Here is a 25,808-nt window from a genome sequence, read left to right on the forward strand (position 1 = left end):
TTATAAGCAACGAAAAATCTGAAACAAGGATGTGCCACATTGAAATCTGTTTTATTCGTCATGGATATCCAGCAGGATTAGGCTTATTGGTGTCCGTCATTCAGAATGCCGTTGCAGGAGCCAATGAATCGAAACTGCAATCCGCGTTGAAAAGACTTGAACATCGGGGAGTCAGGCTTCTCCCTGCCAAACGGGTTAGTTAAGCCATCATAAACGGATTGTGGCTGGCGAGCAATATGATTCTCTAAAAGTTGTCTGCAATGATACTTATCGTCCGTCGACTTCAAGCGGAGGCGTAAATTAACATAAGGGAAGAACATGCGGGTGGATGGATCAGCGCTCCATTTTATTAACGATCGTAAGAAGTGAGGGATAGTGATGACAGAGCTTCATCCTTATATTTTTGAACAATTGCTTTACATCCAGCAGGCAGAGCTGGAGCAAAGAAGCCGACTTGCATGGATGTGGTATTGGAGGAGAGACAAATGAAAACGGCATTAGCGAGTAAATACTCGCCGAATGGACCGAAAGGGTCATGGCTGAGCGGGAATCTAATGGCCTACCGGAAAGATCCGCTCGGATTTTTAACGGATCTGCAGAGAGATTACGGGGGAGTCGCAAAAATTCGCTTCGGACCGCAGCAGATGTACGTCATTTATGATCCTGCGCTGCTGAAGGAAGTGCTATTGACGAAGCAGGAACACTTTGTAAAGCTAAAGGCGTTCCAAGAGGCCAGGCTCTTTGTTGGGGACGGGATTGCGACAAGCGAGGGAGAGAAGCACAAAAAAATAAGGAGGTTGATGCAGCCGCATTTTACGAAAGCCCATATTCAGAAGTATGCGGAACAAATGGTCGATATTGTAAAGCATGAGCTCGATAAGTGGGAGCCAGGCCAATATCGCAATCTATCGGATGACATTTCAAACATGACCTTTGCCATCATCGCGAAAACGCTGTTCAGCCTTGATGGCAATGAATATTCCCGCGCGATTCGGGAGCCTTATGAGCTAATCAACCGAATGTGCTCGGAGAGGATGCGCTCGCTCCTATCGATGCCTTTATTTGTGGGGACGGCCAAAAATCGGGCCTATAAGGCGGCGCTTCAAGCGCTCGACAAAGGCGTTTATTCGATCGTTCGGGAGAGAAAGCTGCACCCAGAGCAGGGGGAAGGCGATCTGCTGTCCGTGTTGTTAACGGCGAAGGATGAGCAGGGCGAGGGCATGAGCGATCAGCAGCTCCGAGATGAGCTTATGATCATGTTCATCGCCGGGCATGAGACCTCAGCCAACGCCTTGTCATGGGCATTTTCTTATATTTTGAAGCAGCCGGAGGTATTGCACAGGCTTTACGAGGAATGGGATCGCGTTTTAAACGGCAGCGACGTCACGGCAGCGAATTATATGCAGCTTACCTATACGCAGAATGTGCTTTGGGAGGCGATGCGCCTGCGTTCGCCAAGCTTTTTTTCTGGACGATCTGCAACCGCAGACGTGGAGATCGGTTCTTTTACCGTCAAGAAAGGGCAATCCGTGCTGTTCAGTCCTTATGCGATGCATCAAAATCCGGAATACTTCCCCAACCCGCTGTCGTTTATTCCGGAGAGATTTGAAAACGATTTGCTGAAGAGAATTCCGCAGTTTGCCTACATCCCGTTTGGCGGCGGGCCGAGAGGCTGCATCGGCAGCCATTTTGCTATGATGGAGATGGTGATCACTCTATGTACGATTGGCCAGCGCTTCCGTCTGCGGCTTCCGCTTGGTCACCCCCCGATCGAAATGGAGGCGCTTATGACCTTGCGGCCGAAGAATGGCATCGAGGTATTGGTGAACGTCCGCTAGACGGGCTGCACGGCACAGTAAGCTTAGGGTAGATAGAAAGAAGAGCAAGCTATGAGCGGTGGCTCATAGCTTGCTCTTTTGTTCAAATCGGGATGGATTGTTCCTGTTCCTTACCATGCATGCGGAGATGGTCTATCCGGGTAAGCGTCATTCCACTGGGCGACCGCATCGCGCAGCGCGTCCTTGCCTCTTGGTATAAGCCATGAAGTAGGTGCAACGATATTACCGGCATCGGAGCCGGCGCTTCTCTTCACATGGAGGTAGTTCGCCGATATAGGAACCGGATGGTAATGGATCTCAATATTGTATACATTTATCTTCGGTACGCCAGGCTCCGAGTTATCCGGGATTCTAACGGTAGCGTAGATGTATACAGTGTCCACGCTTACTTCTATGCTTCTTTCTACAATGGTAGCGGAAGGAGGCTTTGAAGCAATCCATTCGCCAAGTATCTGATTCGTCGCAGTAGCCTGGACATTTACCGTCTGCTGGACGGTTTGGGGTCCGCCGCTGAAAAACTCCGCTGCTAGGTTCACCGGAGCTTCTTTTTTCTTTTTCTCTTTCTTTGGCGCAGGCACGGCCGTCTCCTTCGGCTCTTCTTTTGCTTTAGGAGTTGGCGAAGGTGCGGCTGCCGCTGCCGCCTCGGAGGCGAGTTTGGCCGTTTTCGCAGTATCGGCTTTTGCGGCAATCGTGTTGATCCTTATCTCCAAATCGTCGAGGCTGGATGCTGCTTTAAAGAGGTCGTCAAAAGTCAAATCATTGAAATCATAGAGCGCAGACATGACGCCAAGTTTTTTACCGAAGAGGTCCCTTAACTTTTTAAGCTTGTTTTTATCGGTTCTCGTCTCAACATCCTCATCCACTAAACGCTGAATTGGCATAGAAGAGGATTTGGCGGTCATCAGCTGCCTCGCGGCGCCATTGCCTGCCGTTCGCTGGAGCTGCATAAGCTGGGAAGCGGAGAAAGCGCCGGATGGAGATGTCATAAGCTGCATGGGCTGCGCGGATCGAGGAGTATGGGATTGCTGCGATGATGTCGTCGTCTTTGTTGCAGGCTGCTGCGTAACTGAGCTTTTCAAAGGGATGCCTCCTAGTATACGTATACCGCATGCTTATAATAGTTTTACAGTAGCATATTTTGGAAGTGCTCTCAATGTGGCTCAGGGAGCATTTAGAGTAAAGCTCTTATGAGGGCTTCGTTATTTATCTGTTATAATGAATAAATGCAACCAACGAATGAATAGGAATTCGAATGCCGTCCGCGGCGGATTCCATGAACAGCGAGGAGCCTTAATTGTATGCCGGCCTTAAGATTGCTGCGAAGCTTTAATTTTCTTTATTTTGCTTTGCTTTCTATGTTTGTTACGTTTTTACCCGTCTATCTGGACGAGCAGGGCCTTACGCCCGCGCAAATCGGCTTCATAATCGGTACAGGAGGATTTGTAACCATCATCACCCAGCCCCTGTGGGGAATCATAAGCGATAGAACGAAGACGATTCGTAAAATATTGCTGCTGCTGCTCGTGGTCTCGAGCATTGCGGGTTATATGCTTTACAGCTCAAGCAGCTTTATTTTGCTTATCTTGTTGGCGATGCTGCTGTACTTCTTCCTGATGCCGATTGATCCGCTTACGGAAAGTCTTAACTTCTCGATGTCCGAGGCTGCAGGCGTCAGCTATGGCTCGATTCGGACTTACGGCGCGTTAGGCTTTGCGGTGACATCGCTGCTTACGGGATACGTGATGTCTTATTTCGGGGCGAACAGTCTCGCTTTGCTGTTCGTTGCGATTGGCGTTATCAGCTTTGTCACCAGCTGGCTGATGCCGGATGTTCCGGTAACAGGCAAGCCTGTTACGCTTGGCAGCTTGAAGCAGTTCATTAGCAATAAAGAAACGCTTATGTTTCTACTGCTAATTTTTATCTGCGCCGTACCGGCTCGGATGAACGATACGTTTCTCGGCATTTACATTCGGGAGCTTGGCGGTGAACCAAAACTGGTCGGCTTGGCATTCTTTCTGGCGGCAGGCAGCGAGATTCTAGTGTTTGCGTTAAGCTTCTGGTGGCTTCGCAAAGGCAAGGAGATGCTCTTGATCGCTATATCGGCAGCCTTTTTCTTTATTCGTTTTTTTATCTCGGCTTGGATTACCGATCCGCATATGCTGGCGTATTTGCAAATTCTTCAGCTGCTCACGTTCCCGGTCTTCTACTCCGCAGCGATTCAATATTTATACCGGATCGTGCCAGTGGAATGGCGGGCTACCGGCCAAACGGTGCTGGCGCTGCTTTTCTTCGGCGTATCGGGCATTATAGCTTCGTATTTGGGAGGCTCGCTCTACGACATGTTCGGTGCGAAAACGTTATATTTAACGATCGCTGCTATGTCATTCGCCGGCATGCTGTTTGGATTCGTTCTGTACCGGGTTTATGAAAAGAAGGGAAAGGCAACAGCGGTATAGAGAATACCGATGGCTTCTCGATAATGATCGATTGCAATAGAAAAAAAACAACCAACGCGCCGCAATGGCATGTTGGTTGTTTGCTTTAGCTTGTTATTTCGTTAATTGGAAAGACAACGCAGTCGTCTCTCTGCTGTTAGGTCCGACAAAGACGGTGAAATCGCCGTTATCGCTTGTATGGCTAAGGTCGGAGTGATAATAACGAAGCTGAGTCTCCGACAGCGTAAATGCAATTTCTTGCGTCTCGCCTGGCTCTAGCGCGACTCTGCGGAAATCTTTCAACTCCTTGACCGGCCGTACAACCTCGCCTGCCAAGTCACGCACATACAGCTGTACCGTTTCTATACCTGCGACGCTGCCGGTGTTGGTTACTTTAACATGAACCTCAAGAGGCTGCCCCATAACCATCTGGTCCGAGGAGATTCTAGCGTCGCTGTATTCAAACGCCGTATAGCTGAGCCCGAAGCCGAAAGGCAGCAGCGGCTCATTCGGAATATCGAGATATTGCGATACATAGCGGACCTGAGCATCGGCCGCGCCTTGCGGGCGTCCGGTGTTGTAAGCATTGTAATAGACAGGCACTTGTCCGACGCTGAACGGGAAGGACATCGTCAAGCGGCCTGATGGGTTAGCGTATCCAAACAGCAATTCCGCTACCGCGTTGCCGCCTTCGCTGCCGGGAAACCAAGCTTCCAGAATGGCATCAGCTTCATGATAAACGCCATGCAGATCAAGCGGACGTCCGTTGAAGAGCACAACGACGATCGGTTTATCAAGCGTACGGAGCTTGCGGATCAATTCGAGCTGAACCGCAGGCAGCTGGATGTTCGCACGGCAGCCCGCTTCACCGCTCATATCCGAATGCTCGCCGAGCGCAAGGACGATGACATCCGAAGCTTCAGCTGCCGCACGCGCTTCTTCCCACTGCGCATCCGTTGACGTTTCGATGCCGCAGCCATCGGCAACATGGAGCTCAGCTGGATGGTCCAGCTTATGTTTGATGCTGTCAGCCAAACGAACAACAGCGTCATGAGAGCCGGTCCATGACCATGGTCCAAGCAGGTCGCCGCTGCGGGCGAAGGGACCGATCACCGCGATCCGCTGACTCGGCTGAAGCGGTAGCACGCCTTCGTTTTTAAGCAGGACACAGGATTTAACGGCTAGTGCAAGCGATGCTTCCCGGTGAGCATCGCAGAATACGATCTCTTTCTCGCGCTCAGGATCAGCCGCGCGGTAAGGATTCTCGAACAAGCCAAGCTTCTGCTTCAGCGTTAGAATGCGCATAACCGCTTCATCGATTAATGCTTCTTCTATTTCCTTGTTCTCTACCAGCCCGGAGAGATGCTTCGCGTAGCAGGATGTCATCATCTCAATATCGACACCGGCTTTCAGCGCTTTGGCCGCAGCTTCAGATTCATCGGCTGCGATTCCGTGCGCGATCAGCTCCTTAACAGCTCCCCAGTCGGAGATGAGTATGCCGCCGAAGCCCCATTCCTCGCGGAGCAGCTTGCGCATCAGTTTGGCGTTGCCCGTTGCGGCGATGCCATCGACCGTATTGAATGAGGTCATGACCATCTCGCAGCCTTCGTCGAGCGCAGCTTTGTAGCCCGGCAGATAAAACTCGCGAAGCTGGCGTTCCGAGAGATCGACGGTGTTGTAGTCGCGGCCGCCTTCTGCTGCGCCATAAGCGGCAAAATGCTTCACGCATGCCGCCACTCTGTCCCTATCGCCGGCAAGATCGGAGCCTTGGAATCCGCGGACGAAAGCCCGCGCGAACTCGGCGTTCAGATATGGGTCTTCCCCGGTGGATTCCATTACGCGTCCCCAGCGCGGGTCGCGCACAAGATCAACCATTGGCGCATACGTCACGTGAACACCGGATACGGCTGCTTCCTTGGCGGCAATCTCGGCACTAAGCTCTGCTAGCTCCAAATCCCAAGAGCAGCCAATCGCAAGCGGCACGGGGAATATCGTTTTGAACCCGTGGACGATATCTGCCATCATGAGCAGCGGAATGCCAAGCCGGTTGTTCTGCAAATGGATGCGCTGCACATTGATGGTATCCGCTGCGCCAGCCATGCCGAGTACGGAGCCGCTATTGCGAACCGTATCCTCCGTAATGCCGAGCGACTCCATAGGACCCGTAATGAGGCCGGCGTCCACTGCTCCTTCGTAGAAAGGAACGGCTAATTGGATCAGCTGGGCAATTTTCTCGTCCAGCGTCATTTGTGCGAGCAAATCAGGCAAAGAAATGGTTGAGCCCGTTTGTTGCTTGAATTGTTGCTTGGATTGTTGCATAGTTTGTTGCTCGGTTTCCTCGGTTTGATTCGTTTGGTTCGTCATGTTGTTCGCAACCTCTCTTGATTATAGAAGTGATTTCATTAGGTTAGATGGCAGGATGATGCTATTCCTTCACCGCGCCAATGACGATGCCTTTGACAAAATAACGCTGAAGGATTGGATACACGACCAGGATAGGCAGGGCGCCGATGAAAATTTGCGAAGCCCGGAGCGTACGCTGCGATTTGTTGGCAACGATGGATGGATCGAACTTGCTCATATCCGCCTGGACGATAACCGTCTGCAGGAAGCTGGCAAGCGGCAGGTCCATCGATTCCTTGATGTAGATCAAGCCATCGAAATAAGCATTCCAGTGCATGACCATCGTGAACAGGGAAATAGTGGCAATCGCCGGCATGGAGATGGGCAGATAGATGGATACGAAGCTTCTCATATGGCTGGCTCCGTCAATGAAGGCTGCTTCCTCCAGCTCCTTAGGCACGGTGCGGAAGAAGTTGAGCAGCAGGATGACGTTATAAACGGATACCGTCACTGGAAGAATAAGCGCCATTAGCGTGTTCATAAGACCAAGCTTAAGAATGAGAATGTAGCCTGGGATGAGTCCGCCGTTGAATAGCATCGTCACAACGAAGTACCACAGATAAATATTTCTTGTCCGGAATACTCGGGAGTCCTTCGACAAGGCATAAGCCGCTACCGCATTGATGATCATGGCAAATGCCGTTCCGAGCACGGTCCGCTGCACCGATACCCAGAGGGAAGACAGGAAGTTGGCGTTCTCGAACGTTTTGGCATACGCCTCAAAGGTGAAGCCGACTGGCCAGAAAGTGACAAGCCCGGCATTCGCCGGAGCGGACGAGCTTAACGATACCATCAGCAAGTGATACAGCGGCAGCAAACAGACGATCGAGATGACGGTGAGCAGCACATTATTGAAGGTGCTGAATAGTCGGTAGGATACGGTTTTGTGGTACATGAGCGGTCACCCTTTCTAGAAGATCCTGTAGCCGGCGAATTTATAGGCTAGACGGTATGAGATTACGATTAGAATCAAACTAATGAATGATTTGAAGAAGCCAACAGCCGTTGCGAAGCTGAATTGTCCGCTGAGCAAGCCTTCACGATAGACGAAGGTGTCGATAATATCGCCTTGCTGGTAGATGAGCGGGCTGTAAAGGTTGAACACTTGGTCGAAATTGGCGTTGAGCACGTTGCCAAGCGCAAGCGTTGCGACAACGATAAGAATCGGGATAAGCGCCGGAATCGTAATATGCATCGTCTGCTTGATCCGATTTGCCCCATCGACCTCGGCTGCTTCGTACAGAGCCGGATTAATGCCGGATAGAGCCGCAAGGATAATAATTGTATTGAAGCCGAATTCCTTCCACACATCGCTGAATATAATCGTGAACCGGAACCAGAAGCCGTCTCCGAGGAAGAATATCGGCTTAATGCCGAATAAGCCCGACAGAAATTGATTGACTAGGCCGGTCTGGGCAAGCACGTCGATCAGAATGCCGGAGAGCGTAACCCAGGAAAGAAAGTGAGGCAAATAAACGAGCGTTTGGATGGAGCGTTTGAGCCCCATATTCCGGACCTCGTTAAGCAGCAGGGCAAAGATAAACGGAATAGCCAAATTCATAATGATTTTGGAGCAGGCAAAAAATAGCGTATTCCACGTAATTTGCAGAAAATATTCGTTCTCAAGCATATAGCGGAAATGTTTGAGCCCAACCCAAGGGGAGCCGGATATGCCGAGCCCGGCTTTATAATCCTGAAAAGCCATAAGAAGTCCGGACATAGGAAGATAAGAGAAAACGAAGACCAGCAGTACGGCTGGAAGCACCATCAGATGCAGCATCCAGGGCTGTTTGTAGCCGTTGTCTTTTTTCGATTTCCGAGCAGCTTTAGGGTTTGGTTGCAATAGGGTATTAGAGTCCATAGTTCTCCCTTTCCGTAAAATCATATTTGTGTAACACTTGAAACCCTGATATAAATAGTAACAAAGTGCATCCGCACCAAACTATAAGACAATGTTAGGATTCATAGGTTTTTGTTAGGCAGATTTGCCGGGGGAGGATCGGTATATGGTACTACGCCAAAGCGCAGCGTATGTGAAGAAGAAGATGGGGCCGAGGTACAGTCTTTTTGCAAAAATGAATATTTTGATTCTGGTCTTATTCATTCCGATCATTATCCTATTCACGTATTCCAATGAGATCGCAACGAATACGATCAGCAAGGAGCTTCGGGGCTCCAATATGAAGCAGCTCTCCTTTCTATCGAGCCAAATCGACTCGCGGATCAATCAAACGATCGATTTCGTCATTACGTTCTCCAAGGACCCGAACGTCGAGAAATTCAACGGCTTAAACATATGGGATGATCTTTACGACCGGATGCAGACGAGGTACGTCGTGCAGGAGAAGATGATGCTGCAGTCGGGAATTACGAACATTTGGCCCGTCACGTACACGGTTTATTCGCAGCAAAACAAAGAAGCGATATCCAACAGCAAGGATACGATCAAATACGACGAGGCGTATCTGAACGACAATATGACTGGAGCATGGACATACGGCGACGGCAGGGAGAGCGTGCCGGACGATCAGCAATCATTCCATTGGTTTTATACGGATTCGTTAGGCCATCAAGGCGCGCTAAAAGGCAGCAATCTCGTCGTGCAGGCGAGCTTCGGCCATGAGAATATCGAGAATATGCTGGATACGTACAAAGCGGGCGGGCAAGGCGACCCGATCTTTTACCGCCAAGGCGAGGCGCCGATTCTGAATCGGAGCGCTTCCAAGGAGCTGGCAAGCGAGCTGGTCGCCTTTTTGGACGGCAGGCAGCTGGATGGAACCGAGCAAGAGGTCGTCCGTTTGGGGATAAGAGCTATTTGGTGAGCGCCGTTAAGTCGCCGCAGCTTGGTTGGTATCTGGTTGATAGCGTGCCGCTGGACCAAATGCTCGGCCCGATATCGTTCAGCCGGAACTTGTTTTATTTGTCGATGGCCTTGCTGTTCGCCATAGGCATATCCGCTTCGGTGCTGCTATACCGCAACGTGCAGCGTCCGATTATTAAGCTGATTCGCGGCTTGCAGAGCGTACAGCGCGGCGATTTCTCCGTACAGATCAAAGAGAAGGCAAGCAACGAGTTTTCCTTCCTCTTTTACCGGTTCAACGAAATGTCGCGGCAAATTCAAGATCTGGTCGAGAAGGTGCTGGGCGAGAAGCTGCGGGCAAGGGAAGCGACGCTGAAGCAGCTGCAGGCGCAGATTAATCCTCATTTTCTCTATAATTGCCTGGGCTATATTATTAACATGGCACAGATGAAGGAGCAGGAAGCGGTCGTATCGATGGCCTACAACTTGAGCGCATATTACCGCTATACGACGCGGATGGAGCGGCAGACGGGCTCCATCGAGGAAGAGATTAAGCTCATCGTCAACTATTTGGACATTCAGAAGCTGCGCAATGAGCGGATTTACTACACCATCGATATTCAAGGCGAGATGCTGAAGCAGCAGGTGCCGCGCTTGCTGATTCAACCCGTTGTGGAAAATGCCGTCATTCATGGCGTTGCCAAAACCTATTCGTCGGGCGAGATTCGAATTAGGGGCGAAGTGTCGGAAGGCTTATGCAAAATTTACATCGATGACGACGGTCCCGGCATGACGCCGGAGCAGCAGGAGGCGCTTAACCGCAAAATGAAGGAGCCGCTGCAGGAGGAAATGGGCTGCGGATTATGGAATACGAACCAGCGCATCATGCATCAGTTTGGAGACGGCTCCTGCCTGCATTTCACCAAATCGCCGCTGGGAGGCTTCCGGACCGAGATCATCTGGCAGATGCCCGTTCCGGAAGAGCCGCGCCATCCACTTCACATAAAAGGGGAACCATTACATGCAGATGATCATCGTTGATGACGAAGCCCACTGGGTAGACAATTTGTCGATGCACAAGCCTTGGCATACGCTCGGCATTGAGCAGGTTCACAAAGCGTATTCCGCACAGGAAGCGCTGCAGATTATCGAAACGCAGCCGATTGATATCGTCATTTCGGATATATTAATGCCGGAGATGACGGGGATCGAGCTGATTGAGAAAATTCGGGAAAGCGACAAGCGAATCAAATGCATTATTTTATCGGGTCATTCCGATTTCGAATATGCCAAGGAGGCTTTGCGCCATAAGGCGGTAGAATATTTGCTGAAGCCGCCAACAGACGAGGAATTGTTCGGCGCAGTCAAGTCAGCTATCGAGCAATTGAAGGCGGAATGGGAGAGCATCAGCTCCAAGGAGCGTACGGAATATGCGCTTAGGGAAAATTTGCCGCTGCTGCGCGGACAGCTGCTGCTTGATGCGCTGCGGGGAGCTAAGCTGCCTGCCGATGAATGGAGCCGGAAGCTGGAAAATTATCAGTTACCGATCCAATCGGGGAATTGTGCATTGCTTCTCGTCCGGCTTGAAGAGGAATTCGGCCAATACCGGAACAATGGCCAGCAGCTGATGGAGTTTGCGATCATCAACATCGCAGAAGAAATATTCGGCGAGTTCACGGAAGTATGGGGCGTAAGGGAGGAGCATGGATATTTGGCCTTTCTGCTTCAATTCAAGGACGAGTCGCCGGAGATCAAGAAGGAACTGCTGCTTGAGAAGCTGGCTGTGCAGCTGCAGGCCAAGGTGAAGCAGTATTTGAAAGGCTCGCTCTCGATTGTCATTACGGAACCGTTCCGCTTTCCCGAACAGCTTGCCGACATTTATCGCAAAGCTGCATCCTCTTTCCGCCAGATCGTCGGCGATGAACGGGAATTCGTCATGCGTGTCAGTGAATTGGGCCAGCATGTGTCTGAAGGTGCTTTGGATGCGATCCATAGTCCGCCCACGATCAGCAATCTGCTGGAGGCTGGGCGCTGGGATGCGCTTGAGGAGAAGCTTGCGCATGTATTCGAGGAGCTTGACCTCAAATGGCCGGATTCATGGGAGCACTGCATGGAGGCGGGCTTCTTGATTGCATCGGCCTTTACCAGATATGCCCACCGAAACGGCCATAAGCTAGAGCAATTGTTAGGCGAGGACATGGAGCTGCTGCAGAGCGGGGAAGCTTTCGCTACGATTGGCAAGCTGCGCAATTGGTCGATGTCTGGGCTTCGCAAGCTAAAGGAAGGAACCGCAAATGAGGTTAACGACATCCGTTCCCATTACGTGAAGAAGGTGCAGGCATTTACGGAAAAAAACCTGCATTTGGACGTATCGCTGCGCGCGCTTGCCGATCACGTTAACCTGCATACGACGCATTTGTCCAAAATTTATAAGATCGAAACCGGCGAAGGAATAAGCGAATACGTGTCCCGGCTTCGCATGGAACGCGCATGTCATTTGCTCAAAACGACGGATAAAAAGGTCTATGAGATCAGTACGGAGATCGGATATTTGGAGCCGGCATACTTTATAAAGGTGTTCAAACGCCAGTTTGGCGTGACACCGCAGGATTACCGGATCGGTTCTTAACAACATGACAGAGTCCTATGGAAACTAACAAAGTCATATAGATGGCATCCCCTGCTGCTTGGTAAAGTAGCTTATGTGATCATCTTACTTCAAAGGGGACTGAAACATGAACAAACTTAGAAAAGCATTAGTACTGCTCGTAGCAATGGCTTTCGTCGTCAGCGCATGCAGCGGGAATGCCGGCAAGGATGAGAATAAAGGTACGGAAAATACCGGCTCGAATACAGGGGCTTCGTCGGAATCCGATGCAGCATTCGCGAAAGGCAAATATGATCCTCCGATTGACATCAGTACGGTCATCATGCCGCGGAAATATACAAACGGCGACAGTAAGGAAAACAATGTCCATGACCGCTGGATGCTGGAGCAGTTCGGCATGAAGCATAAGGATACTTGGTATCCTGCAGGCAACGACCAATATAAACAAAAGCTTCAGCTCGCAATCGCTTCAGGCGAGAAGCTGCCTGATTTCGTATTCGTGCCGACTGACTCGATTTTAACGAATCAGCTCATCGATTCCGGACAATTCCTGCCGATAGACGAGCTGTTCGACAAGTATGCGAATCAAACGTGGAAAGACCACGCTGAGCAGCATCCTGAGCTGTGGTATCCCTTCACGAAGGACGGCAAGAAATGGAATGTGCCGATTCTAGAATATACCGACAATGACGATACATTATTGTGGCTGCGCGAGGATTGGATGGAGAAGCTGAACCTTGAAGCGCCTAAGACGATTGCCGACCTCGATAACATTTTGGACAAATTCAAAAACGAGAATCCGGACGGACTGGCTGCCAAGGATGTATATCCGCTTGCGATCTCTTTGAAAAACAATACGAATACGTGGATGGGATCGCTTGACTGGCTCTTCGGCGCATACGGCGCAGTAGAAGAGCAATGGAACAAGGATGCTGACGGCAACCTGGAGTACGGCTCCGTTAATCCAGGCGCGAAGCAAGCGCTTGCCAAGCTGAAGGAATGGATGGAGAAGGGTTATATTCACCCGGATGCCGCTTTGTGGGATGAAGGCAAGACAGCTGAAATTTGGACAAACGGCAAAGCAGGCGTTCTGCCAGGCGCGAACTGGGTGCCGGACTGGCCGGCACCGGATCTGCTTAAGAACGTAGCAGGCTCCAAATACAAAGCCTATCCGATCCCAGCAGGTCCGGATGGCGCAATCGGAACGAAATGGCAAAATTCAGGCGTGAACAGCAGCTTTATGATTAACAAGGATGCCAAGCATCCGGAAGCATTCTTCATCTATTACAACTATTTGCTGGACAACTTGGCTAATCCTAAGGCTGGCGGAGCCTATGAATTCGGCTTCGCGAAAGGTTATGACTGGGATGAGGTTGACGGACAGCCAACGAACAACAAGGACAAAATTAAAGACTACAATAACGAGTTTGCGTTTATTACAGGCCCGGCGCGTATTCCAGATCTTTATATGAAAACGCTGGTTAAGCTTGCTGACGGCGCAGCGCCAGAAACGCCTTACGAGAAGCAGACAGCAGAATTCCGCAAGCCGGAAAACTGGTATTCCGCGAAAGTCGTCATGTCGCAAATCGATATTCGCAAGCAGAACTACTTTACGGGAGCGGCTACGCCTACCATGATTACAAAGTGGAGCCTGCTTCGCCAGTCGGAGCTTGAAACCTTCAACAAAATCATTTATGGCAAACTGCCGATCGACGCCTTTGATACTTTCGTAACGAATTGGAAAGTAAACGGCGGCGATCAAATTACGACGGAAGTGAACGATTGGTTTAAATCGGTTTCGAAGTAATAAAGCGATCGTGAAGTGAACGGCCAAATGCCGGCAAGACCACAGGAGTGGTCTTGCCGGTTTTTTTTGTATGCGTAACGGATTGAAATGGCAGGCTTTGGGCTTTATCGTTGCGCTTCGAAAGAAGTCGAAAGGGTGAGCGATTTCGTGCTCTCTAGTGCTTGCGCTACCTCTTTAATTTTTTCTTGGGCAGCAGTATAGGCATCCTCTCCCAGAAACAAGTGCAGCGGTGGATTGGCCGATAAAGCTACTTCGATCAAGACATCAGCGGCTTTTGCCGGATCACCTGGTTGATTCCCCGCAATTACATCGGTATGAAGATCAAGCGAAGCTTGTACTTCCGAATATTCGCTGTTGGAAGCCGAGGATACCGCTAAAGAATCACTGGCAAGGAAGCTGGTTCGGAAATAGCCGGGATAAACGACGGTAGCCGTAAGGCCAAGCGGCCTCACTTCGACAGCGAGCGATTCGGTCATGCCGGTTACTGCGAATTTGGTGGCTCCGTAACAGCCCCAGCCGGCATAGCCGCCGCTGAATCCAATAATGGACGATATGTTGAAGATATGTCCTGATCCCTTTTCCCTCATATGCGGAATGGCGTAGCGGAGCACGTTCATGATGCTGAATACGTTAATGTCAAAGTTGCTGCGTATCTCTTGGTCCGTTAGCGTTTCGAACGTTCCGATCTGCCCATATCCGGCATTATTCACGACAACATCGATTTTTCCAAAATGGCTAATGACGGAGGAAATGGCAGCTTGAACGCTTTCCTCACTCGCAAGCTCTACTTGAAGCGGTAGAAACTGGCTGGCATCCGTGTGCTGGACCGCTTCCTGCAAAGCCTCAGCAGACCTTGACGTAGCGGCAACGTTAAAGCCAGCAGCCAACAGCTTCTGGACGAGTGTAAGTCCTAACCCTTTTGATGCCCCTGTAACGAGCCAAACCATTGATTCATTCATGCAATAGAAACCTCCTAATGATTATGGGATCTGCTTGATAAGCGGATTGTCGTCTTCACAAGCTGCTTACTAGCTGTTACTAAGTATGGAGCATCAACACGGCCTTGAGGTAGCCGTTTCGAATCAGCTTCTTGCCTAATCCGATCAAAGTCGATAAAGTAGAAGAACAAAGAACAAGGAACAAGGAACAAGGAAGAAGGAACGAGCACGAGACTAAAGAAGCGAGGTGGCGATGATGCTTCATACCGCACATCAGAATGATGGCATGCTTGAGAAGCAAGCCGAATTGGCTTTTCTCATGGGGAAGCATGTAAGGGAGGATGGTATTCACGAAACAAAGATCCCAAAGCTGAAATTCATACGAAACGCACAACCGACTGTACCCATTCATCTCGTTCACCAGCCTGCGTTATGTATCATTGCGCAAGGAAAGAAAATCGTCATGCTCGGCGAAGAAAGCTATTCTTACGACCCGTCCGATTATCTAGTTATTTCCGTTGATTTGCCTCTTTCGGGACAAGTCATTGAGGCCTCTCCCGAGGCGCCTTATCTATGTCTGTTGTTGGAATTGGATCTAAGCCTCGTGCTTGATGTTATGAAGGAGTCCGAACTCTCTATGACCAAATCGAAAGAATCCCTCAGAGGCTTGTACATTAGCAAGACGGGTGAAACACTGTTGGATGCGGTGGTCAGATTGGTGCGTCTATTGGATTCGCCGCAGGATATGAAGGTGCTTGCACCGATGGTGGCTCGCGAGATTATGTACCGCATTCTGAACGGAAGCCAAGGAGAGCTGCTCAAGCAAATCGCAATGACCGGCAGCAACACGAATCGGGTGGCTGCGGTCATTCAGCAACTTAAGAAAGACTATGACAAGCCGCTGCGAATCGAGGAATTAGCCGCGTTTGCGAATATGAGCTCGGCCTCTCTTCATCGCCATTTCCGCGAAGTGACGGCGATGAGTCCATTGCAATACCAGAAGCAAATACGGCTGCAGGAGGCGCGGCGATTGCTTCTGTCCGAGTCGGCTGACGCCGCAGAGGTTGGCTTCCGCGTCGGCTATGAGAGTCCGTCGCAATTCAGCAGGGAGTACAGCCGCCAGTTCGGCTTGCCGCCAATCAGCGATATGAAGCGTCTTCGACTGCTGCCTAGCCAGCAGTCGGTGTGAGCCTTGAAGTACAGAAAAATGCCAGCAGGCGTGAGGGAAGAACCTCTTACCTGCTGGCATTTTTTGTTTGCGGACTAATCGTAGATGCGGCTGATGCTATCGGCTTTGTTCCCGGTAGAAGATCATGCCCCCGTGATAAAGAACGCCATTGCGGAATTCACCATCGGCTGTAAAATTGGTGTCATCCACATAATCAATATGGTTGCCAGTTACGATGTAGCTGCCTGTATAGGCGCTTCTCCGATTGCCTCGTGCTTCGTCATATCGGCCGTTAGGCAGAAGCTCCTGGCGGACATGCCCATCCCTAGTTACCCACATGCCGAGATAGGGGTGATGTACTGTATTCATAGCATTATTCATAACATTCGCTCCTTATGCGTGCCATTCTTTTAAGCTTCTACACTCTCAGTATGGCCAATTCAGAGCGGGAGGAGGTAGACGATTTCGATCATAGAATTGCCTATTCCACTCAAATGTTAGAAGAGCAGGATAATCATATAATGAGAATAGGACTTTGCCTTCTTTGTTAATCGGCTCTGCGCAGACAGCCTATTGGATGAATACGACGCCTTGCGTGGCCAGGATGGGAGCTTGGCAGCGCTGCTGGAAAAAATTCTCCAATCATCTCGCGGTAAATTCCCGTAACGTTGCCTACGCCCATGAAGACGCTCACATTACCCAGCGTGCTCATGCCTCCTAGCTGACCGGAATGCTCCAGCAGAATCGTCTTGCATCCGCTGCGGGCAGCGCTGATTGCGGCTGCTGTTCCGGCGGGGCTTCCTCCTACGACAATAACATCGGCTGTAGCGTGTACGGGTACGATGCGCTGCATCGTAATTTCCTTGATAGACATGTTAAATATCCCCTCTCGTTTAGGCGTTGATGACGCTTACTGCGCCTCTGGCCGTTTGCATTTACCTCAGTGTAGGAGAAAATGGCACTACTTTATAGTTTTATTTTTGTTACAATTAAGACTACAAAACGTGCAAGGGGGCTCTTCCATGCCGAGAAAAAAAACCGTCACCTTACAAACGATTGCCGATGAGCGCCAAGCGATTTGAAGAAGTAGAGGGGTAAAAACGGACTTGGCTTAGCAGGCGGAAAACCGTATAGTGATAGGAGGATCGCCATCATTCAAATAGCTTGCTTTCCGAATAATAAGGAGGAATATAAGATGAAGACGTATGAGTCCGAGGTTATGGAAAAAGAAGAGATCAAGCTGGTTGGTTTCACCATTACGGAAAGCTTAAACCATGTGCTGGAATCGAAACTCGTAGAAACGCTGCGCAGAGACCTAGCAAAACGAATAGATGAAATTAAAAATAGGGCAGGAACAGGGATATATTTGAATCAAATCTATCCTCATGACGGTGAATGGACGCCGGATGTACCGTTCGAGCATGTAATCGCAGTAGAGGTGAGCGCATTCGATCACTTGCCAAGCGGCATGATAAGCCATACGATTGCAGCTGGCCGGTACATTAGAATCATACATCAAGGCCCAGAATCACAGCTAGGCTCAACGTATGAATATATAAACAATACGTTCGGGACTAGACCTATTGATCTTGAATATTGGCAGGATATAAATGATTTGGACAGTGAAGAGAGCCGAATCGACATTTACATACCAGCACCATAAAAGAATACTTTTGCTCCGCAGCATAAATCGATTCTTTGAACAAAGAGCGCCAGTCCCATTCACAGAAGCTGAAGAAAGTAGGGGCACCAACCAGGTAAGAGTGACTTTACGCATATCTGCGGAGGGACTTATCATGTTTATGACGAGATGAATGACTGTGTATCATGTCCAGAAATTAAGAATCATATTGGAGGCCTTTCCATGAGTCAACGCTATCGCATTACTAGATCATTGCAGGAAACGAGCGGTTCACCGCGCACGATATCATTAGAGGAATGCAAACGATATTTTGCTTTAAAAGCTGATTTTGCATATTCCTCCGTTTTTACGGTATCAGGCGAAACTACGATGTCCATTGAAGGTGATTTCTTCATGTGGAGCTACGGCGATGCCAAAATTCCATTCAGGCATTATGATGGGGATATTTACGTTTCGGGTACGAATGAGGCTGTCATTCCTAAGCTTATGGAAGTGGCAAGCGAGCTAGAGGCAGATATAACGGAGGGATGATCCTTCGTAAGCTAATCAGGCGATCCTTCAAACAAGGGGCGAAAGAGCAATGAAATTCGTTTTGGTATTTGGGCCGCAGGCAGTCGGTAAAATGACAGTTGGGTTTGAATTAGCCAGCATAACAGAATTGAAATTATTTCATAATCACATGACGCTGGAGATGCTCAACCCGATTTTTGGATTTAGCGCAGAGACATGGAGACTCTCCTCTCTTTTTCGTTTTGAAATATTCGAAGCGGTAGCCAAGAGTGATATGCAAGGGTTGATCTTTACCTATGTTTGGGCATTTGACCAGCAAGAGGATTGGGATTTTGTTAACGAAACATGCCGAATTTTTGAATCGCACGGTGCTGAAGTATATTTTGTCGAGCTGGCAGCGACTCTTGAAGAAAGGCTTGAACGCAATAAAACCCCGCATAGACTCGAGCAAAAGCCTTCAAAGCGCAACCTTGAGCATTCAGAGAATGAATTAAAAGCGTCCATGGATAAATATCGGTTGAATTCACTGGATGGTGAAATCACAAGCGAGCATTATCTGAGAATTGATAATTCGAATTCATCTCCAAGCGAAGTAGCCCAGCTTATAAAAGACGAGTTTAAGCTATAAACGGAAGAGGTTAGAAGTATCGATTAGGAGCAGGTTTGCCGCGGCAGCTGCTCCTTCTTGTCATTCTCATGCTGGATCAGGACGCTTTGTTTTAATTATAGTTTGCTGCATATGGATTCTTCTTTTCCCAATATCATTTTTTTGGAGTATGAGGTTATTTATTCCCGAGAAAGAAGGAGCCAAGCTCTTTAGCAATGAGTTTGGCTTGAAGCTTCTTGGTGTGGCCGAGGCCTTTTTTGCTTTGCAGCCTCGCGTTAGGGAGGACACTGGCAAGTGCTTGCGCTGCATGGCGCAGGGAAGCTGGACTCTCTGTGCCTTCGAGCACGAGCGTCGGCATCGCAACGTTACTCCATAAGCTAGCTGGCAATGCCTTTCCGGCCATGAATCCATCGAGCAATGCGGCATCATAAGGAAGCGTGTGCGCAACGGCCATAAGATTGGACCAGACACCTGGCATCATGCGCATGAGGCTCACAACAAATGAAGGTGCGCCCATTCCCTTGGTCATGAAATATTTGATCGTTTCAGCTCGCTGGTTAGCACGGATAAGCTCATTCACATGGTGAACGAAATTTTCCGGCGGTTTGGGATCTGCTCCATCGACGACAAACGGAGGCTCATGAAGAGCCAACTTTGTGATGCTGGCCCCGCTTGCTGCTGCTTGGAGGGCAAGGACTGCCCCGGATGAAAGACCATATACACATGCCGATCCGCCAGCTGCGTCGATTATGGCCTGAAGATCTTCATATTCACGTTCAACCGTATAAGGCTGCGTATCACTGCTATCCCCGCGGCCGCGCCGATCATAGTTGTAAACGGTGAACTGCTTGGAGAGCAGCTTAGCCAGCTGCACCTGCCCAGGAAATTTCCTGTAGCTGAACGCTCCCGCTACAAGTATGAGCGCTGGTCCTTGACCGGTTTTGTCATAGGCAATTGTCGTACTGTCTTTTGATATAAGGGTTTGAATCATAGTTCTCCTCTGCTGTTACGACAGCGTGTATTGGTATTGTTTCAAGAGAATAAATCGTAATAAGCTAGGCTTGTATAAAATGACTTTGGCCCCGCAGCGTTAATGGGACACTCCGATTTAGTTCACCTTATATATAGACGACGAACGATAAATCTTGAAATCGACACACTCGTTCCATTTATTTTAAATGATTTTTAGGGAAGGTAAAATCATTCGTTATCTTGCTGTTTTATTCAAGCAGCGCCATTTGGGGTTATCGTATTTGGTATAGTAGAGGAAAGCCTATTATGCTAGAAGTATCTTACAGGGAGGCGAAACGATATGCCGACAGCCACAACGAAATATTTTGATTATGGACAAACGGAAATCGACTTTCTGTCTGGTGCGGACCGTGCGCTGGGCGAGGCTATTCAGCGCCTTGGCAGGATCGAACGCGTCACGATGCCCGATCTGTTCACTGCACTCATCCATGCTATTGTCGGACAGCTTATTTCGGCGAAGGCGGCACATACGATTTGGGAGCGAATGCAGGAGCGGCTAGGTCCGATAACGCCGGCGGGCATAGCCGGGCAGAGGACCGAAACGATTCAAAGCTGCGGCATGACGATGAAAAAGGCGGCGTGCATAACCGATATTGCGCATACCATTTCGACGGGCGCCTTTTCATTGGAGGAGCTGCGGGAGCTCGCGGACGCCGAGGTGATCCAAAGACTGATGACGCTAAAGGGCATTGGCAGATGGACGGCAGAAATGCTGCTGATCCATGCGATGGAGCGGGGCGATATTGTCAGCTGGGGAGATATCGCCATACGGCGGGGCATGATGAAATTGTATGGGCTCCCGTCCCTGACCAAAGAGCAGTTCGATGCTTACCGCCAGCGCTATTCACCGTATGGATCGGTGGCATCCATCTATTTGTGGAGATTATCCTTTGAATGAAGATAAGGAGTAGAATGATGGAATACAACATAAAAGAACAGCTGCACGCGCTCGCGGAAGAGGATTACCGGAAGTTCACTTCTGCGCTTATCCCAAACGTAACGAATTTATTAGGGGTTCGTCTTCCTCAGCTGCGTAAGCTAGCCATACCGATTGCGAAGGGCGATTGGAGAGAGTATCTGAAGCACGCCGAGAGCGATTATTTCGAAGAGGTTATGCTGGAGGGAATGGTTATCGGATTAATTAAAGCGGAGCCCGAGGAGCTCCTGCGGCGAATTGCCGATTTTGTCCCCAAAATAGATAATTGGTCGGTATGCGACAGCTTCTGTATCGGACTGAAAATGACCCATACGAACAAGGCTGCCGTATGGGACTTCATTCAGCCATATCTTGCGTCAAGTCAAACGTATGAAATACGGTTTGGCGTTGTGATGCTATTAAACTTCTTTATTGAAGAAGCGTACATTGACCGGTTGCTGGCATTGCTTGACCAGACTGATCGAAGCAGCTATTACGTCCAAATGGCGGCAGCGTGGGCGATCTCAATTTGCTACATTAAGCTGCCGGAAGTAACGCAAGCTTACTTGGAGGACAATACGCTTGATGACTTCACCTACAACAAGGCTTTGTCGAAAATAACCGAATCATACCGCGTAGATCCGGAAACGAAAAGCAGAATACGCGGCATGAAACGAAAGAAAAGGTTATAGGCTAAGCCTTATGCTGCGCCAGAAGCTTCAGCAATTGTACGCCTGCATCCGTAAAGTGGACGGATTCCTGCTCGACATAGCCTAAGTAACGGAGACTGAAAATCGCATGCTCATATTCGTTCTTGAAGAATGCTTCTCCAAGCTGCTTAAGGGCTTGACCATCCGACTCTGCTATACGTTCTGTACCGATTTGCTGAATCAGCACATAAAGGGACAGCATGTCCTTTAAGCCGCCGAACATCAGGTTCCAGCCATGCTCCGAGCTGCTGTTGTATTCGCCAAGCGCTTTCTCGATATCGGCTTCCGTCCAGTTTTCCTCTTGCGCTACGTTGATGACCTGCGTGAACGTCATTTCACAGCCCTTTGAGAGAGGCTTCAGTTCAACGGTAAGGCGGTCAATCAGCTCGCTGAATTGCGGCATCTGGAAGGTAAAGACCAATCGGGTTGGACGCTCAATTTCCAAGTATTCACCGGTAGCCGTGTATTCAACGCCTTCACGCTCATCGATAATCGTCCATCTTCCGCCTGCGATAGGCTCATTCACGGCTAATTTGTTCGTACCCTCATTCGTCATCAGCCATTTTCTCATCATGACAGGATTAATCCAAGCATCGAATACGCGTTCCGCCGAAACATCGAATTGCCGTATCATAATCAGCGTAGTCTGGGACACATTAGCCATTTGTTAACATCCTTTTCTGCATCGTATTTGTTGTTCGCACTCTAAACTAATATGGATAGAACGTTAATGCTTTTCCTTTTCCGCTTTGCTCAGCTCGCGTTCAAGCGCATCGAACTGATGATTCCAAAATTGTTCATAGACATGCAGCCATTTGCTTGCTGAAGCGAGCGCTTGCCGGTCAAGCGAGCAAATATGCGTACGGCCGGCAACCGTCCGGTGCAGCAGGCCCGTGTGCTCCAGCACTTTAATATGCTTGGAAGCAGCGGCAAGCGACATGTCAAAGGGAGCGGCCAGCTCCGACACCGTCCGCTCTTGCAGCGACATCAGCCTAACCATCTCTCTTCGCGTCGGATCGGAGAGTGCATGGAAGATGGCATCGAGTTCATCGTCATGTTGTTTAACCATACGGTTAACTATATACGAATACAATAAAATGTTCAACCAAATGGTTGAACATTTTATTGTTCAAATATAGGAAAGTATATCATTTTCCAACTTTCTCTATATTTCTACGCGAAACGTAAGCTTAGCCGCCAGAGGACGGATTCAGCCGTTTACGCTTGAAATATAGGAAAGTATATGATTTTGCCGTCCTTTCTCTATATTTCTTGGTATGAAACGCGCTGCGCCGCCAAAGGACGGCGACAGCCGTTTCACCTTGAGCAAAGCTTGTTGTTCGGGGTTATCAGGCTTCATCGACGGATAGGGTTAAGGCTCAAAGCCTTTCTGGCTAATAAAGATTTGATCCTCGGAGAATACCTGCTTCATCCGTTCCTGGACGAGCTTATATGCCGACGGGTCATGCCACTCCTCGAGGCCAAGCTGCTCATACCATTGATGGATTCCGAGCTGCCTGCTCCGTTTCCCGCTGCTGCCATCGCCCATGAAATAATCATCGATGCAGATGCGGTCAACGAGCGGCCTCAGCTTATGCGGGAATTCCTCACTGCTCGGCAATATTGGCGCGATAGCGGCTTGGGTGCTTACACCTGCTTCGGAAAGCAATTGCAGCGTCTTCAGCCTGGCCTGTATCGGAGGAGCATCCGGCGAGAAGTGCTTGCGAATGGGTTCGAGGTCCGTCTCTATCGTCATGCTAATACGCACCTTGTCCCCAAGCTGCAAGAACAAATCAATATCGCGTCGCACCAGCGGGCTGCGCGTTTGGATGAGCAGGAAGTCAGGCGGCTGCTCGACCATAACCTCCAGCAAGGATCTAGTGATGCGCTCCTTATGCTCGATCGGCTGGTATGGATCTGTGCTTGAGGACATGAAGATCGTTACCGGTCCCTTAGAGCGGGCGCGAAGCAGTTCTTTGCGCAAGACAGCCGCAGCACCCTGCTTAATATCGACCCAGCTTCCCCAGTCCTTGCCTCGGAATAGGGAAACCGGCATTCTCCGAACGTAGCAGTAGGAGCAGCCAAACGAGCAGCCTGTATAGGGGTTGAGCGAGTGGCTGTAGCCGGTTAGAAATCCGGTTCCTTTATTGAGAAGCGACTTGGGCTGCTTGTAAGAATATTCGATGTTCATCTATTCACCTGCCTCCTTTAAAGAGTAGCATGAACAGCCATGAGAGGAAACGTTAGGTCGCATCATGAAAAATAATGCCTAAGCTGTATCTTGTTCCAGCAGTTACTGTGCTTACGCCATGGCGAAGCGTCGTTCTATAATAGCCGCGGGTGCCTGGGACCGGGCGGTGCTGCGTCGGAAATAAGAGCCCTTCGCCTTGTCGGAGCGTGATAACATGTCCTCGGCTTTGCGCCCGCGGTCGCTGTTCGATGAGCAGGAATTCACCGCCCGTAAAATCACGTTCCTTCTCATTCAGCGCGAATACCGCCTGAAATGGAAAATAGACATCCCCATATAGATCCTGATGAAGGCAGTTGTAGCCGCCTTCCTCATACTTCAATAGTAAAGGCGTTGGGCGCTCTTGTCCCGCGGCATGGCAGCGGGCGAGAAACTCGCTCAGGGAAGGCGGGTACACGGCGGATTGTCCCAGCAGCCCAAGCCAGCGGTTAGCTACTTCGGCCAACCCAGGATACAGCCCTTCCCGCAGCTGCTGCACGCATGCAGGAAGAGGAGCCTGGTAATACTTGTACTCGCCGACGCCGAATCGGTATCTAGCCATGTTGATCGTGGTGCGGTAGAGCTCTTCATTCCCATAGGCTTCTATGATTTCTTGGCATTCTGTTTGGTTTAGCAAGGCAGGCAGCCTCGCAAAGCCGTGTTCATCCAACGAAAGCTGTATGGCATCGAAGTCAAGCAGAGCGATACGCTGCGGGAGGTTGTCAGCCATGTGCGCCGATCCTTTCGCGGCTAATCGCTGCGCTCTCCAATTGGAGCAGTCTCGTTTTCATTTCAATCCCGCCTCGGTAGCCAGTTAAGGCTCCGTTTTTCCCAATTACGCGGTGGCATGGGATGGTGATGAGAATCGGATTGGCGCCAATGGCTGTGCCGACCGCACGAACCGCGGAGGGACGCCGGATCAGACTTGCGATATCGGAGTAGGACTTCGTCTGACCGTATGGAATATCACTCAGCGCCTGCCATACTTCTAGCTGGAAAGGGGTTCCCTGGCAATCGAAAGGAATGGTGAAGCCGGTTCGCACGCCTTGCAAATATTCGATCAGCTCATTTCTAAAAGGCTCAAGCGCAGCATCGTCGCGGACCAAGCGATATTCCGGAAGCTTTTTGCCCATCCATTCTGCCAGCTCCTCGAACGGTTGGTTTTGCGATCCTGCAAAGCATAGCCCTTGCGGGGTAGCTGCGAGATGAATGTGCCAGTCCTCATAAGCAAGCGTAGACCAATACAGCTGAGGCGAATCCTTTTTGTATATCATTCAAGCATCTCTCCATTCGTTTTTGGATGGTCTTTCCGATAGCTTGCCGGCGTTTGATTCGTTTTTTTCTTGAAAAGGGTGATGAAATAAGGCGTGTTCGGCAGGCCGACACGCGCTCCAATGTCGGACACCGTTAAGTCTGTGTCGAGCAGCAGCCGTTGCGCTGCTTCGATCCGAACCTGCTGGATATACGCCACTGGCGTAAGCTGCTTGACCCGCTTGAAGGTTCTATGAAGATGATAAGGGCTGCCATGAAGTGCTTCCGCCAACGCCTCCAAGGAAAGCACGTTCATATAGTGATGATCGACATAAGCGGTCGCGGCGGCAATCCATTCATCATCCGGCATGCGCTCCCTAGTAGGCTTGCAGCGCTTGCAAGGGCGAAAGCCTGCCGATTTCGCTTGGTCAGCCGTGTCGAAGTATGCGATATTGTCATGGTTAGGCGGTCTGGATTTGCAGGAAGGCCTGCAAAATATACCTGTTGTCTTTACGGCATAATAAAATTGGTCATTGTAGGAAGCATCATTGCGAAGAACGGCATTCCATTTCTCCATTTGGCTGCTATCCGTCATAGGGCTTCACCTCTTCCACTAGTATAACCTCATGATTGAACGTATGTACGCATGCAGGAATGGAATAGCAAGATAGTGAAACATGATTGAATGGAAGCAAAGAAGCTTTTGATTAAAGCTAATGAAACTTGAAAACGTAGTTATGGCGCTCAATTAACCAGTCATACGACTTGCGATGGCGGCAGGTGTTATGATAACAACCTAGTGATTGGTTTGGCAGAACTTTCACCAATTACATGAATCAAGGCAACACTCATAATGTGGTGCAGCAAAAAGATGGAAGAAAGGCGTGGAGAGACGTCCTTTTTCTGATCTATTGGC

26 protein-coding genes are annotated in these 25,808 nt (G+C 49.8%); 12 read left to right on the forward strand and 14 right to left on the reverse strand.

The window, feature by feature from the left end; genetic code table 11:
- Positions 1-485: 485 nt before the first annotated feature.
- Positions 486-1,838 (forward strand): cytochrome P450, encoded by a 1,353-nt coding sequence (locus FHS16_RS25760; protein WP_183569602.1) that lies wholly within the window; start codon positions 486-488, stop codon positions 1,836-1,838.
- A gap of 110 nt (positions 1,839-1,948) precedes the next feature.
- Here FHS16_RS25760 and FHS16_RS25765 read toward each other — a convergent pair whose 3' ends face one another.
- Complete coding sequence (locus tag FHS16_RS25765) at positions 1,949-2,917, reverse strand: hypothetical protein (protein WP_183569604.1); 969 nt, start codon at positions 2,915-2,917, stop codon at positions 1,949-1,951.
- A 219-nt stretch (positions 2,918-3,136) separates the two neighbouring features.
- Between FHS16_RS25765 and FHS16_RS25770 the strand changes: the two genes are divergently transcribed.
- Positions 3,137-4,294: an MFS transporter gene (locus FHS16_RS25770; protein ID WP_183569606.1), complete on the forward strand. Its 1,158-nt coding sequence runs from the start codon at positions 3,137-3,139 to the stop codon at positions 4,292-4,294.
- Positions 4,295-4,387: 93 nt separating this feature from the next.
- On the opposite strand, the gene FHS16_RS25775 is transcribed toward FHS16_RS25770, so the two are convergent.
- From FHS16_RS25775 to FHS16_RS25785, 3 genes are all read right to left on the reverse strand, one after another.
- Positions 4,388-6,592, reverse strand: a complete 2,205-nt coding sequence (locus FHS16_RS25775; protein WP_183569738.1) for a glycoside hydrolase family 3 N-terminal domain-containing protein — start codon at positions 6,590-6,592, stop codon at positions 4,388-4,390.
- 106 nt (positions 6,593-6,698) lie between these two features.
- Positions 6,699-7,571 (reverse strand): carbohydrate ABC transporter permease, encoded by an 873-nt coding sequence (locus FHS16_RS25780; protein WP_183569608.1) that lies wholly within the window; start codon positions 7,569-7,571, stop codon positions 6,699-6,701.
- Between the two features lie 15 nt (positions 7,572-7,586).
- Positions 7,587-8,537: an ABC transporter permease gene (locus tag FHS16_RS25785; RefSeq protein WP_183569610.1), complete on the reverse strand. Its 951-nt coding sequence runs from the start codon at positions 8,535-8,537 to the stop codon at positions 7,587-7,589.
- A gap of 145 nt (positions 8,538-8,682) precedes the next feature.
- On the opposite strand from FHS16_RS25785, the gene FHS16_RS31975 reads away from it, so the two are divergent.
- From FHS16_RS31975 to FHS16_RS25800, 4 genes are all read left to right on the forward strand, one after another.
- Complete coding sequence (locus FHS16_RS31975) at positions 8,683-9,498, forward strand: hypothetical protein (protein WP_246431967.1); 816 nt, start codon at positions 8,683-8,685, stop codon at positions 9,496-9,498.
- On the forward strand, positions 9,495-10,517 hold the full coding sequence (locus FHS16_RS31980; RefSeq protein WP_312891095.1) for a sensor histidine kinase: 1,023 nt from the start codon (positions 9,495-9,497) through the stop codon (positions 10,515-10,517). Before FHS16_RS31975 ends, FHS16_RS31980 begins: the two co-directional genes overlap by 4 nt.
- Positions 10,498-12,105, forward strand: coding sequence for a response regulator (locus FHS16_RS25795; RefSeq protein ID WP_183569612.1), 1,608 nt, complete (start codon positions 10,498-10,500; stop codon positions 12,103-12,105). Before FHS16_RS31980 ends, FHS16_RS25795 begins: the two co-directional genes overlap by 20 nt.
- Before the next feature lie 106 nt (positions 12,106-12,211).
- Positions 12,212-13,891 carry a type 2 periplasmic-binding domain-containing protein gene (locus tag FHS16_RS25800; RefSeq protein WP_183569614.1) on the forward strand — a complete coding sequence of 560 codons (1,680 nt, stop codon included), beginning with the start codon at positions 12,212-12,214 and terminating at the stop codon, positions 13,889-13,891.
- Between the two features lie 104 nt (positions 13,892-13,995).
- Here FHS16_RS25800 and FHS16_RS25805 read toward each other — a convergent pair whose 3' ends face one another.
- Positions 13,996-14,850 carry an SDR family oxidoreductase gene (locus FHS16_RS25805; RefSeq protein ID WP_183569617.1) on the reverse strand — a complete coding sequence of 285 codons (855 nt, stop codon included), beginning with the start codon at positions 14,848-14,850 and terminating at the stop codon, positions 13,996-13,998.
- Positions 14,851-15,082: 232 nt separating this feature from the next.
- On the opposite strand from FHS16_RS25805, the gene FHS16_RS25810 reads away from it, so the two are divergent.
- Positions 15,083-16,018, forward strand: a complete 936-nt coding sequence (locus tag FHS16_RS25810; RefSeq protein ID WP_246431968.1) for an AraC family transcriptional regulator — start codon at positions 15,083-15,085, stop codon at positions 16,016-16,018.
- A gap of 96 nt (positions 16,019-16,114) precedes the next feature.
- Here FHS16_RS25810 and FHS16_RS25815 read toward each other — a convergent pair whose 3' ends face one another.
- Both FHS16_RS25815 and FHS16_RS31985 read right to left on the reverse strand, forming a co-directional pair.
- Positions 16,115-16,378, reverse strand: a complete 264-nt coding sequence (locus FHS16_RS25815) for an Atu4866 domain-containing protein (protein ID WP_183569619.1) — start codon at positions 16,376-16,378, stop codon at positions 16,115-16,117.
- 166 nt (positions 16,379-16,544) lie between these two features.
- Positions 16,545-16,871 (reverse strand): FAD-dependent oxidoreductase, encoded by a 327-nt coding sequence (locus tag FHS16_RS31985; RefSeq protein ID WP_183569621.1) that lies wholly within the window; start codon positions 16,869-16,871, stop codon positions 16,545-16,547.
- Positions 16,872-17,192: 321 nt separating this feature from the next.
- On the opposite strand from FHS16_RS31985, the gene FHS16_RS25825 reads away from it, so the two are divergent.
- The 3 genes from FHS16_RS25825 (at position 17,193) to FHS16_RS25835 (ending at position 18,777) form a co-directional block, all read left to right on the forward strand.
- Complete coding sequence (locus FHS16_RS25825) at positions 17,193-17,660, forward strand: GyrI-like domain-containing protein (RefSeq protein ID WP_183569624.1); 468 nt, start codon at positions 17,193-17,195, stop codon at positions 17,658-17,660.
- Positions 17,661-17,861: 201 nt separating this feature from the next.
- A complete protein-coding gene (locus FHS16_RS25830; RefSeq protein WP_183569626.1) occupies positions 17,862-18,170 on the forward strand; it encodes a hypothetical protein in 309 nt (102 codons plus the stop codon).
- A gap of 49 nt (positions 18,171-18,219) precedes the next feature.
- The gene (locus tag FHS16_RS25835; protein ID WP_183569628.1) at positions 18,220-18,777 is read left to right on the forward strand and encodes a DEAD/DEAH box helicase family protein; all 558 of its coding nucleotides are present in this window, start codon (positions 18,220-18,222) and stop codon (positions 18,775-18,777) included.
- A gap of 154 nt (positions 18,778-18,931) precedes the next feature.
- On the opposite strand, the gene FHS16_RS25840 is transcribed toward FHS16_RS25835, so the two are convergent.
- The gene (locus FHS16_RS25840) at positions 18,932-19,744 is read right to left on the reverse strand and encodes an alpha/beta fold hydrolase (RefSeq protein ID WP_183569742.1); all 813 of its coding nucleotides are present in this window, start codon (positions 19,742-19,744) and stop codon (positions 18,932-18,934) included.
- A gap of 324 nt (positions 19,745-20,068) precedes the next feature.
- Between FHS16_RS25840 and FHS16_RS25845 the strand changes: the two genes are divergently transcribed.
- Positions 20,069-20,686, forward strand: a complete 618-nt coding sequence (locus tag FHS16_RS25845; protein WP_183569630.1) for a DNA-3-methyladenine glycosylase family protein — start codon at positions 20,069-20,071, stop codon at positions 20,684-20,686.
- A gap of 17 nt (positions 20,687-20,703) precedes the next feature.
- On the forward strand, positions 20,704-21,396 hold the full coding sequence (locus tag FHS16_RS25850) for a DNA alkylation repair protein (protein ID WP_183569632.1): 693 nt from the start codon (positions 20,704-20,706) through the stop codon (positions 21,394-21,396).
- Position 21,397: 1 nt separating this feature from the next.
- Here the strand turns inward: FHS16_RS25850 and FHS16_RS25855 are convergent, their stop codons facing one another.
- The 6 genes from FHS16_RS25855 to FHS16_RS25880 all read right to left on the reverse strand — a co-directional run bounded on the left by FHS16_RS25855 (position 21,398) and on the right by FHS16_RS25880 (position 25,487).
- Positions 21,398-22,078, reverse strand: a complete 681-nt coding sequence (locus tag FHS16_RS25855) for an SRPBCC family protein (protein ID WP_183569634.1) — start codon at positions 22,076-22,078, stop codon at positions 21,398-21,400.
- 63 nt (positions 22,079-22,141) lie between these two features.
- Positions 22,142-22,483 (reverse strand): ArsR/SmtB family transcription factor, encoded by a 342-nt coding sequence (locus FHS16_RS25860; protein WP_183569636.1) that lies wholly within the window; start codon positions 22,481-22,483, stop codon positions 22,142-22,144.
- A 303-nt stretch (positions 22,484-22,786) separates the two neighbouring features.
- Positions 22,787-23,605 carry an SPL family radical SAM protein gene (locus FHS16_RS25865; RefSeq protein WP_183569638.1) on the reverse strand — a complete coding sequence of 273 codons (819 nt, stop codon included), beginning with the start codon at positions 23,603-23,605 and terminating at the stop codon, positions 22,787-22,789.
- Between the two features lie 52 nt (positions 23,606-23,657).
- Positions 23,658-24,371, reverse strand: coding sequence for a 2OG-Fe(II) oxygenase (locus FHS16_RS25870; RefSeq protein WP_183569640.1), 714 nt, complete (start codon positions 24,369-24,371; stop codon positions 23,658-23,660).
- Positions 24,364-24,915 carry a methylated-DNA--[protein]-cysteine S-methyltransferase gene (locus tag FHS16_RS25875; protein WP_183569642.1) on the reverse strand — a complete coding sequence of 184 codons (552 nt, stop codon included), beginning with the start codon at positions 24,913-24,915 and terminating at the stop codon, positions 24,364-24,366. Before FHS16_RS25875 ends, FHS16_RS25870 begins: the two co-directional genes overlap by 8 nt.
- Positions 24,912-25,487, reverse strand: coding sequence for a bifunctional transcriptional activator/DNA repair enzyme AdaA (locus FHS16_RS25880; RefSeq protein WP_183569644.1), 576 nt, complete (start codon positions 25,485-25,487; stop codon positions 24,912-24,914). Before FHS16_RS25880 ends, FHS16_RS25875 begins: the two co-directional genes overlap by 4 nt.
- Positions 25,488-25,808 lie beyond the last annotated feature (321 nt).

It is taken from the genome of Paenibacillus endophyticus (assembly GCF_014192395.1).
Lineage (GTDB): Bacteria > Bacillota > Bacilli > Paenibacillales > Paenibacillaceae > Pristimantibacillus > Pristimantibacillus endophyticus.